Here is a 13,965-nt window from a genome sequence, read left to right as displayed (position 1 = left end):
GCTTGCGCTGGAGCACGCTCCAGCCGCTAGCGTGCCGCGGATGACCACCGCCACAGCACTGATCGAGATCGACTTCCAGCACTGGATCGTCGCGCTGGCGCACGACCGCGAGGTCGTCGGCCGGGCGGCGTTGGCCCGTGCCCGGTTTCGGACCGAGGGAGCACTGGTGGTCTGCACCCGGTACGTGAGTACCGACCCGACCGATCCGATGCGGTCGGATCCGGCGGGCCACGGCGCGTCGTTTCATCCGGCGTTGGCGCCGGACGAGGGCGATCTGGTGCTGACGAAGTACGACCGTGACGTCTTCACCAACCCCGATCTCAACACCAACCTGCGCCTGCGCGGAATCACCGATGTCGTGCTCACCGGCGTCGCCACCGAGCACGGAGTTGCGCTCGCGGCGAGGTCGGCCCGCGCACTCGGGTACCACGTATCCGTCGTCGCGGATGCCTGCGCGGGCACGACGGTCGAATCCCATCGCCGGGCGCTGGTCGCAATGGCGGAGGAAGGAATCACGGTCGTCCGAGCCGGCACTTGCGTTGGAGTGCACTCCAGCACCTAGCGTCGGTACCCATGACGACAGCACTGGGCATCGCGGAGGTCTCCGAGGCGACCGGGCTCACCCGCGACACGCTTCGCTGGTACGAGCGTGAGGGTCTGATCCCGCGGGTCGAGCGTGGGAGCGACGGACGCCGTCGATACGACGACGCGTCACTGCGGATGATCCAGTTGATCGTCCGGCTCCGCCGCACCGGTATGCCGGTGGCGGAGATCCGGCGGTTCCTCGAGTACTACGAGGAGGGCGCGGCCAGCCACGGACGCCGAATGGCGCTGCTGCTCGCGCATCGCGAACGAGTACTCGCCCAACTCGACCAGCTGCACCAGGACCTCGGCGCGATCGACGACAAGGTCGAGCACTACCGAGGGCTGATCGACCGCGGCCTGGACTGCGAGAACGCACCGATCACCGACCTCACAGTTCTCGAACGACAAGGAGATTCCCGATGAGTCAGGTACCGACCCTCGAACTCGGCCACGGGCTGACGGTCAGCCGCATCGGATTCGGGGGCATGGCGCTGAGCCACGTCTACGGGCCGACCGATCCCACCGAAGCACTGGCAACCCTGCACCACGCGCTCGACATCGGCGTCACCTTCGTCGACACCGCCGACGTGTACGGCCTACCCCGCCCGGACGCGCGCGGCCCGGCGGGCACCAACGAGGAACTGATCGCCGAGGTGCTGCGCACTCGCCGCGATGAGGTTCAGCTCGCGACCAAGTTCGGCATCACCGGAAGAATCGGTGACCAGCCCGGGGACACGCCGACCCGCGGCGACCGCGACTACGTGCGGTCCGCGTGCGAGGCCTCGCTGCGGCGACTCGGCACCGACGTCATCGACCTGTACTACCTGCACCGCCGCGACCTCGGCCGGCCGATCGAGGAGACCGTCGGCGCGATGGCCGAACTCGTCGAGGCTGGCAAGGTGCGGCACCTGGGACTGTCCGAGGTGACCGGCGACGAGCTGCGCGCGGCCGCGGCGGTGCACCCGATCACCGCGGTGCAGAGCGAATGGAGCATCTGGTCGCGCGACATCGAGCGTCACGTGGTGCCCGCCGCGATCGAGGTCGGGGCCGGTTTCGTGCCGTACTCGCCGCTCGGTCGCGGGTTCCTCACCGGCACCCTGACCAGGGAGAGTGTGTCCGGCTCGATGCGCAAGGGACAGCCGCGATTCGACGAGAACTTCGAGGCGAACCAGGCGGTGGTGGACGTGGTGCGCGCGGTCGCCGACGAGGTGTCGGCCACGCCCGCGCAGGTGGCGCTGGCCTGGCTGCTGGCCCAGGGCGAGCGGCTCGGTGTGCCGGTCGCGCCGATCCCCGGGACGCGTCGGCCGGCGCGGGTCGACGAGAACGCGGGCGCGGTCCGGGTCTTTCTCAACGCCGATCAGATGTCGAGGCTCGACCGCGCAGCGGACCTGGTGACGGGTGACCGCAATCTGACTTTCAACGGACCGCAGTGGATCTCGACGGGGCGAGAGTGATGTGAGCACAACCCTTGTGGCGTGTCTCGCCGGTCTCACGTCCAGTCGTGGTCGGCACGCCGAACCCTTCCGGCGGCCACCAGAACATCCGCGGGGTGAGCGTGCCCCCTAGTCCCGGACCAGCCGCAGCCGACCGCGCATCAGGCTGCGGCCGCCGCTGCGGGCCACCGGGACCCGCTGCGCCGCGGCGGCGATCGACGCCAGTTCCGCCGTGTCGGTGATCTTCTCCCGGACCCGGCCGGCCTCAGCGCCGCGAGCCCGCTCGGCGCGGTCGATGGCCTGCCAGCCGGTCCGGTCCACCACGGCGGGCTGACGCCGACGCACCAGCGCGTCGAATTCCGCTGTGCCGGTGCCGGGGTCGGCGAGCAGGCCGTCGTTGTAGTCGTCCACCAGGGCGTTCACCGTCTCCTGCGCGCAGGACTTGTTGGTGCCGATGAATCCGCTGGGCCCACGCTTGATCCACCCGGTGACGTAGGCGCCGGGCAGCCGCGCACCGTCCGGCCCGTCGAGCACCCGGCCCTCGCGGTTCGGGATGACGGCCGCCGCGTCGTCGAACGGCACCCCGGCCAGCGGCACGCCCCGGTAGCCGATCGAGGTGAGCACCAGCCCGGCGTCGAGCACGTCCGTCTCGCCCGTCGCCTCGACCCGGACCGTGCCGTCGCCTGCCTCGGCGTAGGCGTTGCGTCCCAACTCGATCCCCGTCACCCGGTCGTCGCCGACGATCCGGGTGGGGCTCGACAGGTACCGCAGGGTGATCCGCCGACCGGTCCCGCCGGACCGCGCGGCCAAGGAGCCGAGCAGGCCCAGCTTGTGTTCCACGGCGTGCGAGACGGTGCCGTCGGCAAGGGCGCGTTCGGTGGCCGCGTCGAGCACCTCGTCGCCGTCGCGGACCGCGATCTCGATGCCGGGGGTCTCGAGCAGCCCCGCGAACTCCGGCACCGTGAACGCGGACTGGGCGATGCCGCGCCGACCGACGATCACCACCTCCTCGATCCTGCTGGCGCGCAGGGCCTCGAGCGCGTGACTCGCGATGTCGGTGCCCGCCAGCAGCTCCGGGTCCATGGTCAGGATCCGGGCCACGTCGAGCGCGACGTTGCCGTTGCCGACGATGACCGCCCGCCGGTGCGAGAAGTCGTAGGTGTCGCCCGCGTGGTCGGGGTCGCCGTTGTACCAGGCCACGAAGTCCGTCGCCGAGGCGCTGCCGGCGAGCGACTCCCCCTCGACGCCGAGCTTGCGGTCCGACGACGCCCCCACCGCGTAGACCACGGCGTGGTGGCTCGCGAGCAGCTCGTCGTGCGAGAGGTCGCGGCCGATCTCGACGTTGAGGTAGAACTCGAAACCCGGCTGGGCGGCGATCGTGTCGTACAGGGCGGTGACCTGCTTGGTCTTCTGGTGGTCCGGCGCGACGCCGGCGCGCACCAGCCCGTGCGGCACCGGCAGGCGGTCGAACACGTCGACCCGCACGCCCGGCTGGGTGAGCAGCTCGTCGGCGGCGTACATCGCCGACGGGCCCGACCCGACGACGGCCACCCGCAGCGGCGCGCGGCCGCGGCGGACCGTCGGTGCGGGGACGACCGGCGCCAGGATCGGCCGATCCCGCTGGGTCCGGTAGAAGTCAGCGTTGATCTCCAGGAACACCCGCTGCGCCGGCGCCAGCTTCGACTCCGGCACGATCGCGTCCACCGGGCAGGCCGACACGCACGCCCCGCAGTCGACGCAGGCAGCCGGGTCGATGTGCAGCATCTCCGCGGTCAGGAAGTCGGGCTCGTCCGGCGTCGGGTGGATGCAGTTGACCGGGCACGCGTACACACAGGAGGCGTCGCTGCAGCAGGACTGGGTCACCACGTGGGGCATGTCGGGCGGATCCGATCGTCGGGGGGGCTGGGTCTGGTGCGCTGGCGCGCGAGGGGTCAGGCAGCGAGGTAGTCGGTGCCGCGGGACGGCTCGCTGCGGTAGCGCGAGACCTTGCCGTCGATCTTCAGCGCCTTCCACACCAGCCTGGACACCGGGTTCATCAGCCCACTGTCCTGGGCCAGCATCCGCACGTCCGCGAAGTAGTCACGCAGCGACTGCCGCGACTCGGGCCTGCGCCAGAACAGGTCCTTCTTGACCTGCTTCGGGATATCGAACTCCTCCCAGAACTGCTTGGGCGGAACGACGATGGCGTCGCACAGGATTCGCATGATCAACGGCATCGCCAGCGAGGCCACGAACCGGCCGGGGCGCGACATCAGCGGGATGCGGCGACGCAGGAACTCGTGCGCAAACGAGATGTGCCGGGCCTCCTCGGCGACGTGGATCGCCATGACGCCCTTCATGATCGGGTGGATCACGCCGTCCTCACGGAGCACGGACTTCTGCAGGTGGTCGATCGGCTCCTCGCCGGCGAGCACCCCCATGAAGAAGATCACCGGCAGCGTGTTGCCTGCCAGCGGAATGAACTGGGCGAGGAACCGCAGCGGTCGGCTCATCCCCGGGGTGTCCATCCCGATGCGGTTGACCATCTCCTGGAACATCATGGTGTGGTTGCACTCTTCGATCACCTCGTGCGTGCAGTAGCGCGCCTCGGGTGAGCCGTTCGGGGTGGAGAAGACGTACTGCATCAGGCCGCGGATCAGGATGTTCTCGAACTGCAGGCCGACCTTGGCGACGTTGGCCTGACGCCACATCCCGATCTCGATCTGCTTGTCCAGCGGCTGCGCCTGGTACCAGGCGTGGCTGCCGAGCGGGTCGGTCTCCTTCTGCAGCACCCAGCGCGGGTCGTTCGGGACCACCGCGAAGTCCGGCGCATCCCAGTCGATGTCGGTGAAGGGGTCGAAGTGCTTGTGCACCGAGCCCTCCGACAACCGCATGAGCATCTCGTTGTAGGCCGCGTCCGAGTCCACCGGTGCCCGATCCGAACCGATCCGCTCCGCCGAGATTGTCATCCGAGTCTCCTCCGTCGTTCCGGCCGCCCGAGCGTCAGCCCAGGCGTCGAGTCAGTGCAGAGGACATCGCTCCGGGGGGAACTCGACCTCACGACAGTTACTGTAACCGCAAGTATCAGAGAACTCTAGTACCAGTTTCCTGCGCCTGCGCCCCGCGCCTACACTGGATTCGTCGGAAGTCACATCGACACCGGGAGCGAGCCATGGCCAGGGGCGATCATCCGCAGCGGACGCCGTTCTACGGCATCCTCTTTGTCTTTGCCGCGATGGCACTGTTCATCGTCACGGCCACCTCCGGGCCCACCTGGTTCGCGGTTGGCGGCTACATCCTCGCGGTGCTGTTCGCGATCTTCGGCTTCATGCTGACCTTCCGCGACCTGTCCGGGACCCGACCGGGCGTCTGAGTCGCGCGGAACAGTCGGCCTCCCCTACCGATCACGGGTGCGCTCGACGGTCCACGCCGCGATCTGACTCCGGGAGGTGAAGCCGAGCTTGGTCAGCACGTGCTCGACGTGGCCCTGAGCGGTGCGCGGAGAGATGACCAACTGCTCGGCGATCGCCTTGTTCGTCAGTCCTTGCGCCACCAGGTCGGCAACCTGCCGCTCGCGTCGGGTCAGGTTCGGTGCGGCGTCGTCCTGCTCGGGTTCCACCGCATCCTTCTCCCGGAGCGCGAACGCAACCGCACCCTCGAATGTCAGCTCCCGGCCGTGGCGGAGCGCCGCCTCGTAGCCCCGCTTGCCGATGGCACCGACGATCTGCTCCCGACACTCGTCGCGGTGCACGAGCAGGCTGGGGAATCGGACCGTCGGTCCGTCCACGATCTGCCACATCGCCATGGCCGAACCCCGCAGGGTCGCCGCCCGGCCGAAGTCCCGCGCCGCGGCCGCAATCCACGCCAGCACGTCCAGGAACCAGGCGGCGCTCAGCGGGTCGTCCACCGACCGCGTCAGCCGCAGTCCCTCCTCGAACACCGAGACCGCCTTCGCGGGGTCGCCCCGCCGCAACTCCGCCATGCCCGCGGCCCACAACGCGTAGGTCCGGAAGACGGCCTCGCCGCAGGGCTCGGTGATCGCGAGCACCTCCGCGTGCCACGCGGCGGCCCGTTCGGCATCGCCGAGCAGCACCGTGGCCAACTCGAGCCCGACCAGGTCCTCGACGATCTGCAGCCGCATGCCCTCCGCGCGGAAGACACGCAGGCTCGCCTCCAGACACTCGACACCCCGATCGAAGTCACCGTCCGCGAGCGCCAGCAGGCCCTCGACGTGGGTGATCAGGGCGTCCGACACGGCGTCGTCGCCCTCCCGGATCAGTTCACGCGCCTCCCGCACACGGGCCATCCCGGCCTGGACATCGCCCTGCATCGAGGCGAGGGCGCTCCAGGCGTACAGCGCCTTGGCGCGTTCCGCCGTCGTGGCCGCGCTCGGGCGGGCCAAGGCACGCTCGAGCCAGCGGCGTCCTTCGCTGAGACGGCCGCGGGAGAGCCAGAACGGATACAACGCGGTGGCCATCCGCAGCCCGACGGCCGCGTCCTCCCCGTCCCCGGTGAGGCTGATCGTCAGCGCGTCGCGCAGATTCGCCTGCTCACGTTCGAGGCGGGCGATCCACGTCACCTGCTGAGGGCTGATCCACTCGCCCTCGGCCTGCAGCGCCAGCCGCTCGTACCAGTCGCGGTACCTCCGGAGGAACGCCGCGTGCTCGCCGGACTCACGGAGCTTTTCCTCGCCGTAGTCGCGGATCGTCTCCAACATCCGGTACCGCACGGCACGACCCGGCTCCTCGCGGATCAGGATCGACTTGTCGATCAGGGAGGCCACCCCGTCCAACAGGTCGCCGTCGGCCGAGCCCTCGGAGCAGACGCCCTCGGCTGCATCCAGTTCGAAGCTGCCCGCAAAGACCGCCAGCCGATGCCACAGCTTCTGTTCCTGCTCCGTGCACAGGTCGTGACTCCAGTCGACGCACGCACGAAGCGACTGCTGTCGCGTCGGGGCGGAACGACTTCCCCTGCTCAGCAACCGATAGCGGTCGCTCAGTCGGTCCCGTATCTGTTCCGGGGACATCGCCCGCAACCGTGCCGCCGCCAGTTCGATCGGCAACGGCAGACCGTCCAACTGGCGACAGATCCCGACGACGGCGTCCTGGTTCTCTTCGGTGAGCGCGAACTCGGGCACGGCTGCCGTGGCACGCTCGACGAACAACGTGACCGCCTCGTACTGCGGAAGTCCATCCAACTGCGATGCGTGCCGCGGATCCGGGAGGGACAACGGCGGAACCCGTAGGACCGCCTCCCCGTCGATGCCCAGCGGCTCGCGGCTCGATGCCAGAATTCGCACCTCGGGGCACCTGCGCAACAGCACCTCGCACAGTGGCGCGACCGTCTCGACCAGGTGCTCGCAGTTGTCCAGCACGAGCAGCAGCCGGCGCGGTGCGAGGTACTCCACCAACATGTCCAGCGGAGGACGCGCGGCGCGGACGCGGAGTCCGACGGCAATCGCGACCGCGTCCTTCAGGGACTCCGGGTCGTGGACCTCGGCGAGCTCGACCAGCCGGATGCCGTCACCGAAGGCCCGTCGAGAGTCCTCGGCGACCTTCAACGCGAGCCTGGTCTTGCCGACCCCGCCGATCCCGGTCAGCGTCACCAGACGCGCAGTGGCCAGCAGCCGCCGTGCCTCGCTCAACTCACGACGACGGCCGACGAAACTGGTCAAGGCGATGGGCAGGTTCCCGACCATGCCCGGTGCGGCGAGCGTCATCGAAGCGTCACTTCCGTCGACTGTCCCGATGTCTCCACGGTACGTGGCATGCCGCCGCCCGGAGGGCTGTCCGTCGGACGCGGAGGTTCGCAGCCGCCCTCCGCGCCCCACGCATGACCGGGTGGGCCCGGTCGGCGGCCGGCATCGTCGCTCCCCGTCCGCCCTCCGGAGTCAGTCGACCGAGACCGGATCCGCCGACCAGACGCCGGTGGCCGCGGCGTCCCGCGCGTAGTCGGCGAAGTCGCGGGGACGCCGACCCAGGACCCGCTCGACGTCGTCGGTCAGGTGCGCGTTGTGCCCGTCGAGCACGCGGTCGAACAGCTCGCACAGAGGCTCGACCTCCTCGGCCGGGACGCCTGCCCGTTCGGCCGCGTCGGCATACTGCTCGACGGTGATCGGCAGGTAGCGCATGCCGCGGCCGGTCGCCCGGGCCAGCTCGCCGGTGGCGTCGGCGAAGGTGACCAGGCGGGGCCCGGTGAGCTCGTAGGTCCGCCCGGCGTGGCCGTCCCGGGTGAGCGCCGCGACCGCCACGTCGGCGACGTCCTCGGCGTCGAGGAACGGCTCGGCGACATCGCCCGCGGGCAGCGCGATCACGCCGTCGAGCACCGGCTGGAGCAGGAAGTGCTCGCTGAAGTTCTGCGCGAACCAGGCGCAGCGCAGCACCGTCCACTCGGCGCCTGCGCCGCGCACCGCGTCCTCGGTCGGCACGGCGTCCGGCTCGCCGCGTCCGGACAGCAGCACCAGCCGGCGCGCGCCGCTGGTCACGGCCGCGCGGGCGAACGCGCCGACCCGCTCCGCCGCACCGGGGAACGAGACGTCGGGGTAGTAGGAGATGTACACCGCGTCGACGCCGTCCAGCGCCGGCGCCCAGCTGCCGTCGTCGTCCCAGTCGAAGGGCACCTCGGCGGCACGCGAGCCGATGCGCACGTTCGCGCCGAGGTCACGCAGCCGCGCCGCCACCCTGCTGCCGGTCTTGCCTGTCCCGCCGAGTACCAGTGTCGTCGTCATGGGAGTAGTCAACCGGCCCGCGTCCAGACCCTCCATGGCCTGGACGCTCGACTGCATGCGTCATCGTCTACTCGGATCCGATTGTCGCCGTTGGCTTTCGCCGCGTCCGATCGGGCAAGATCTACCCATGGCAGGACAGCAACGGCTCACATCGTGGTTCGAGGACTTCCTCGTCCACCGGAGCACCGCCAAACCCTCACCGAACACCCTCAAGGCCTACCGGCAGGACTACCAGGTCATCGCCGACGCGCTGGCCGCGGTCACCGGCACGGCCGCCGACGAACTCGCGCTCGACGCCGTCGACAAGTCCACGATGCGGGCCGCCTTCGCCCGCTACGCTCGCACCCACCAGCCCGCCTCGATCCGCCGCTGCTGGTCCACCTGGAACATGCTGTGCGACTACCTGTTCTCGCTCGACGCCATCGTCGCCAACCCGATGTCCGCGGTCCTGCGACCGAAGGCCCCCAAGACGCTGCCGAAGGCATTCCAGGCGGACTCGATCGAGCGACTGGTCACGACGCTGCAGTCGTCCGACGACAGTGGTTCGCGGGCCTGGCCCGAACGCGACCTGGCCCTGATCCTCACCGGGCTGCTGACCGGCATGCGGATGGCCGAACTGATCGCCGTCGACCTGGGCGACCTGCGCGACACCACCGACGGCGGTGCGGGCGCGGCGAAGGTGATCCACGTCCACGGCAAGGGCAACAAGGAGCGCGTCGTCACCGTGGAGCCGGCGGTGGTCGACGTGCTCGGCCACTACCTGCTCAGTCGCTCCGAGCGGTTCCCGGACACCGCGAAGGGCCGGCTGTCGCCGGACGCCGACCCGTGGGAGCGTTTCCGGCCCGCGGACCCGATGTTCGTCGGGGGCGACGGCAGCCGGATCACCCGCGGCACGCTCCAGTACCGCGTCGAACGCGCCTACCGGCGGGCCGGCATCAACGGGGACCGCGCGAAAGGCGCACTGGTGCACCAGCTCCGGCACACCTTCGCGACTGCGATGGCGGACCAGAACGTGAGCATCTACACGCTGATGCGCATGCTGGGGCACGAGTCGATGACCACCACCCAGCGGTACACGGTGGGGGCGGGCGGCGCGGTGCGGGACGCGGCCGCGCTCAACCCCGCCTACGACCTCGTCGGCAGGGGTGCGCGCGGCGCCGCGCGGGTGCTCGGCGCCGCGTCCGCCACCGACGAGATCGGCTGACGCCTTCCTACGGGAGTGTCTTGACGAAGTCGAACACCGCCGGAGCGGCATCGGGGTTCGCATTGGTCACCCCGTTGGCAGCTCCGATGGCCGCGCCGATCGCGGCGCCGGGGATGCAGCCGACGAACAGGAACAGCACGCAGCCGACCACCGCGCCGACGCCCGCACCGATGCCGGCCACCTGGGCGCCGCCGTTGAACCAGCCCTTCTCGATCTGGGTGATCATGTTCTGGTACGCGGGCTGGCTGTAGACGTCCTGGGGCACCACGCCGGCGGTGTCGGGCAGGTGCTGCACCGTCGCGTCCGGTGTCGGTGGCGGGCTGGCGTATGCAGTACCAGCCCCGACCATCCCCACTGTCGCCACAACTGCCACGGACATCGCCGCGGCTCTTTGAAGTTTCATCTTGGGGGGCTCCTCCGTGAGTAGGAAGACGGCCCCGAACAGGTCGTAGACCGTCAGGATCATCCACTAGACTAGCGATTGGACGGCATAAAATCTGCCCCCAATTCGAGCCCTCGACGACCGCGGCCGCCGACGCGCACACGTGCTCTGACCGGCCACGACTCCCCCGACCGCTAGGCTCGGCCCGGTGCCCCCACGCCCGCGGACCCGCCGCAAGAACCCTCGCGCCGCCGCCCCCGCGGACCTGCCCGTCGCCGGTCCCGGCGAGCGGATCTGGATCCTCGACGTCCCGTTCCGCACCCCCGCACCCGGGTCCCGGTGGTACCCGAAGCCGCGGGTGCACGCCTACGTCGGCCCGACCCTGCCCGACGAACTGCGTCCCTTCGCCACCAAGCCGTACACCTACCCGCGCTGGGTCGAGGACGACCTGAACTCCGAGCCCGGCCCGCCCCCGACGGCGGCGCCCAAGACACCGCGCCCCGAGCAGCTCGAGGCCGCCGACGCCATCGAACTGGCCGCCCGGCACGCGGCGCGGGGGTTCGCGCTCTTCGACGACCCCGGGATGGGCAAGACGCTCTCCGCCGTCGTCGCCGCGAAGGCCGTCGCCGCCCTGCGCGGCGGGACGACGATCCTGGTCACCGTCGACCGCCCGGCCTCGATCACCGTCCCGCACTGGCGGGCCAGCATCGCCGCCGTCGGCGACGGCGGCTACCGCTGGCTGATCATCTCGCCCGACCAGCTCAAGAAGCTGATCGCCGGCAACGGTCGGCCGCGTCGGTTCGACGTCGTCGTCAACGACGAGGCGCACAACTTCCGGCACCGGTCCCAGCGCACCGGGTACCAGCGGCGGATCAACCGGCTGCTGGACCCGGCGGAGAAGGCGCCGTTCGTCATCTCGATGACGGCGACCCCCGGCCACCACCCGGGCGAGTGGCTGTACCTGTCGTCGCTGTTCGCGCAGATCCACGACGAACCGCCGGAGCACTGGGACGACCTCGGCGCCCGGCTCGCCGACGCCGGGCTGCCGCTGGAGCGGTACCTGGGCCGCTGGCAGTGGTCGCCGGAGGCGAAGGCCTCGACGGCCCTGCAGGCCCGGGCGGTCGAGACCGTCCGCACCTGGCTGACCGCGGCCACCCCGCCGCTGATGCTGCACCGCGACGCGCCCTGGGGACCCGCCCCGATCGACGGTCTCGGTGTCGACCTGACGCCGGCCGAGGTGCTCGCCTACGAGATGGAGTGGGGTGCCTACCGGCGCGAGATGAAGATCGCCCGCACCGGGTCGGACACCGCCCGCGGCCGGGCCGCGCTGGTGCGGTTCCGGCAGAAGGCCGGGATGATCCGGGTGCCGCACACCGTCGAGCTCGTGGCCGCGCACGTCGAGCGCGGCTACCAGGTGCTGGTGGCCACGGAGATGGTCTCCACGGCCGCCGCGCCGATCGCGGACCAACTCGAGGAACGCGGCATCGCGGTGTCGCGGATCTTCGGCGGCCGCGCCGACGCGGAGGAAGAGCGGCTGCGTTTCCAGCGCGGCGAGAGCCGGGTCTGCGTGTTCAACACCACCAGCTCGATCAGCCTGCACGCGAACGAGCAGCTCGCGGACGGGACCACCGCGACGGCCACGCCGCGGGTCGGGTTCTTCCACCAGCCGCGGTACTCGGGCATCGCCGCCCGTCAGACCATCGGCCGCGCGCACCGCGACTACCAGGTGTGCCCGTGGTGGCTGCTCTACAGCACGGACACCGTCGAGGAGTCCGCAGGCCAGACCATGGTGCAGCGGCTGCTGGTGACGTCGGCGTCCGTCGACGGCGACCTGAGCACGTTCCGCAGCCTCGCGGCGCTGTTCGACGCGGACTGGCTGCCCGACGACGCCTTCGACTGACCCCGGAAACGAGAAGAACGCCGCGGTCGCCGGATGGCGATCGAGGCGTTCGGTGACGAGCTGGGACCGCTGACGCCCACGCTGTCGGGGCGGATCCCCCACTTCAGCGAGCGCACGACGCCGTTGTCGGCACTCGGCTGCAGGTGGAGAATTCTTGCGGGTCAAGCACTTTCGATTGACATTGATCTCGGTACGTCATTGGACCGAGATCAAGTTCCGTCCGGTCCGGTCACCCGCGTGGGCGTCGGCTCAGCGGAGCGTCAGTAGCTGTGGTGCAGCGAATCAGATGACACCCAGGGCGAACATGGCGTCGGCGACCTTGACGAAGCCGGCGATGTTGGCGCCGTGCACGTAGTCGCCCGGCTTGCCGTACTCGGCGGCCGTCTCGATGGTCCGCGAGTGGATGCCGCGCATGATGCCGGCCAGCCGCTCGTCGGTGTACTCGAAGCTCCAGGAGTCGCGCGAGGCGTTCTGCTGCATCTCGAGTGCGGAGGTCGCAACGCCACCGGCGTTGGCGGCCTTGCCCGGAGCGAAGGCGACGCCCGCGCCGCGGAACGCCTGCAGCGCGCCGGGGGTGGTGGGCATGTTCGCGCCCTCGGCCACTGCCTGGACGCCGTTGGCGATCAGGGTCTTGGCCGCGTCCTCGTCGAGCTCGTTCTGCGTGGCACACGGCAGCGCGACGTCGCACGGCACGTCCCAGATGCAGCCGCCGGCGATGAACTCGGCGTGCGGGACCGCGTCGGCGTACTCGCTGATGCGGCCGCGACGGACCTCCTTGATCTCCTTGAGGAGGTCGAGGTCGAGGCCCTTCTTGTCCACGATGTAGCCCGAGGAGTCGGAGCACGCGATGGCGGTGCCGCCGAGCTGGTGGATCTTCTGGATGGCGTAGATCGCGACGTTGCCGGAGCCCGAGATGACGACGTTCTTGCCCTCGAGGCTCTCGCCCTTGGCCTTGAACATCTCGGCGACGAAGTACGCGACGCCGTAGCCGGTGGCCTCGGTGCGGACCCGCGAACCGCCCCAGGTGATGCCCTTACCAGTGAGCACGCCCGACTCGTAGGTGTTGGTGAGCCGCTTGTACTGGCCGAACAGGTAGCCGATCTCGCGGCCGCCGACGCCGATGTCACCCGCGGGGACGTCGGTGTACTCGCCGATGTGGCGGTGCAGCTCAGTCATGAACGACTGGCAGAAGCGCATGATCTCGCCCTCGGACTTGCCCTTGGGGTCGAAGTCCGAGCCGCCCTTGCCGCCGCCGATGGGCAGGCCGGTGAGGGAGTTCTTGAAGATCTGCTCGAAGCCGAGGAACTTCACGATGCCGAGGTTGACGCTCGGGTGGAAACGCAGGCCGCCCTTGTACGGGCCGAGTGCGCTGTTGTACTGCACGCGGAAACCGCGGTTGACGTGCACGTTGCCCTGGTCGTCGACCCACGGCACCCGGAAGATGATCTGCCGCTCGGGCTCGCAGAGCCGCTCGATCAAACCGAAGTCGGCGTACTTCGGGTTGCGCTCGAGCACCACCGTCAGTGACTCGAAGACCTCGGTAACGGCCTGGTGGAACTCGGGTTCGCCGGCGTTACGACGCGCGACGTCCTCGAAGTACTTGTCGACCTGTGCTCGGACCTGCCCACTCACTGCAGCATCCCTCCTACTCGATTTACCTGAAACCTGAAACTCATGGCACCTGAAACTACAGGCAATCACACCCCCAACTCACACCGATAGGAATAGGGCAGTGAGAAATCTTTCACCTGACGG

The 13,965-nt window shown here is 69.9% G+C and carries 12 protein-coding genes; 6 read left to right on the top strand and 6 right to left on the bottom strand.

The genetic code is table 11. The features are described 5' to 3' along the window. Window positions 1–40: 40 nt before the first annotated feature. The 3 genes from ACFO6S_RS11830 to ACFO6S_RS11820 are packed head-to-tail and all read left to right on the top strand — an operon-like array spanning window position 41 to window position 2,039. A complete protein-coding gene (locus ACFO6S_RS11830; protein ID WP_378417143.1) occupies window positions 41–562 on the top strand; it encodes a cysteine hydrolase family protein in 522 nt (173 codons plus the stop codon). Between the two features lie 11 nt (window positions 563–573). Then, window positions 574–1,008, top strand: coding sequence for a MerR family transcriptional regulator (locus ACFO6S_RS11825; protein WP_378417142.1), 435 nt, complete (start codon window positions 574–576; stop codon window positions 1,006–1,008). Next, on the top strand, window positions 1,005–2,039 hold the full coding sequence (locus ACFO6S_RS11820; protein ID WP_378417141.1) for an aldo/keto reductase: 1,035 nt from the start codon (window positions 1,005–1,007) through the stop codon (window positions 2,037–2,039). The genes ACFO6S_RS11825 and ACFO6S_RS11820 overlap by 4 nt, the downstream gene beginning before the upstream one ends. A 108-nt stretch (window positions 2,040–2,147) precedes the next feature. On the opposite strand, the gene ACFO6S_RS11815 is transcribed toward ACFO6S_RS11820, so the two are convergent. Both ACFO6S_RS11815 and ACFO6S_RS11810 read right to left on the bottom strand, forming a co-directional pair. Next, window positions 2,148–3,893, bottom strand: coding sequence for an FAD-dependent oxidoreductase (locus tag ACFO6S_RS11815; RefSeq protein ID WP_378417139.1), 1,746 nt, complete (start codon window positions 3,891–3,893; stop codon window positions 2,148–2,150). Between the two features lie 56 nt (window positions 3,894–3,949). Continuing rightward, entirely contained in the window at window positions 3,950–4,966 is a 1,017-nt protein-coding gene (locus ACFO6S_RS11810) for an AurF N-oxygenase family protein (protein ID WP_378417137.1), read from the bottom strand. A gap of 203 nt (window positions 4,967–5,169) precedes the next feature. Between ACFO6S_RS11810 and ACFO6S_RS11805 the strand changes: the two genes are divergently transcribed. Continuing rightward, on the top strand, window positions 5,170–5,370 hold the full coding sequence (locus tag ACFO6S_RS11805; protein WP_378417135.1) for a hypothetical protein: 201 nt from the start codon (window positions 5,170–5,172) through the stop codon (window positions 5,368–5,370). A gap of 24 nt (window positions 5,371–5,394) precedes the next feature. Here the strand turns inward: ACFO6S_RS11805 and ACFO6S_RS11800 are convergent, their stop codons facing one another. After that, window positions 5,395–7,716, bottom strand: a complete 2,322-nt coding sequence (locus ACFO6S_RS11800) for an ATP-binding protein (protein WP_378417133.1) — start codon at window positions 7,714–7,716, stop codon at window positions 5,395–5,397. A 171-nt stretch (window positions 7,717–7,887) separates the two neighbouring features. Continuing rightward, window positions 7,888–8,781 (bottom strand): Rossmann-fold NAD(P)-binding domain-containing protein, encoded by an 894-nt coding sequence (locus ACFO6S_RS11795; RefSeq protein ID WP_378417131.1) that lies wholly within the window; start codon window positions 8,779–8,781, stop codon window positions 7,888–7,890. A 70-nt stretch (window positions 8,782–8,851) separates the two neighbouring features. On the opposite strand from ACFO6S_RS11795, the gene ACFO6S_RS11790 reads away from it, so the two are divergent. Beyond that, on the top strand, window positions 8,852–9,928 hold the full coding sequence (locus ACFO6S_RS11790) for a tyrosine-type recombinase/integrase (RefSeq protein ID WP_378417129.1): 1,077 nt from the start codon (window positions 8,852–8,854) through the stop codon (window positions 9,926–9,928). Between the two features lie 7 nt (window positions 9,929–9,935). Here ACFO6S_RS11790 and ACFO6S_RS11785 read toward each other — a convergent pair whose 3' ends face one another. Next, on the bottom strand, window positions 9,936–10,331 hold the full coding sequence (locus ACFO6S_RS11785) for a hypothetical protein (RefSeq protein WP_378417127.1): 396 nt from the start codon (window positions 10,329–10,331) through the stop codon (window positions 9,936–9,938). A 187-nt stretch (window positions 10,332–10,518) separates the two neighbouring features. Here ACFO6S_RS11785 and ACFO6S_RS11780 point away from each other — a divergent pair, with 187 nt between their 5' ends. Beyond that, window positions 10,519–12,210: a DEAD/DEAH box helicase family protein gene (locus ACFO6S_RS11780; RefSeq protein WP_378417125.1), complete on the top strand. Its 1,692-nt coding sequence runs from the start codon at window positions 10,519–10,521 to the stop codon at window positions 12,208–12,210. Between the two features lie 282 nt (window positions 12,211–12,492). On the opposite strand, the gene gdhA is transcribed toward ACFO6S_RS11780, so the two are convergent. After that, on the bottom strand, window positions 12,493–13,842 hold the full coding sequence (gdhA, locus tag ACFO6S_RS11775) for an NADP-specific glutamate dehydrogenase (protein WP_378417123.1): 1,350 nt from the start codon (window positions 13,840–13,842) through the stop codon (window positions 12,493–12,495). Window positions 13,843–13,965 lie beyond the last annotated feature (123 nt).

This window comes from Rhodococcus kronopolitis (assembly GCF_042654025.1).
GTDB classification, from domain to species: domain Bacteria; phylum Actinomycetota; class Actinomycetes; order Mycobacteriales; family Mycobacteriaceae; genus Rhodococcus_G; species Rhodococcus_G kronopolitis.
The sequence above is the reverse complement of the archived record's forward strand: the minus strand, read 5'-3'. Positions and strand labels throughout refer to the sequence as shown.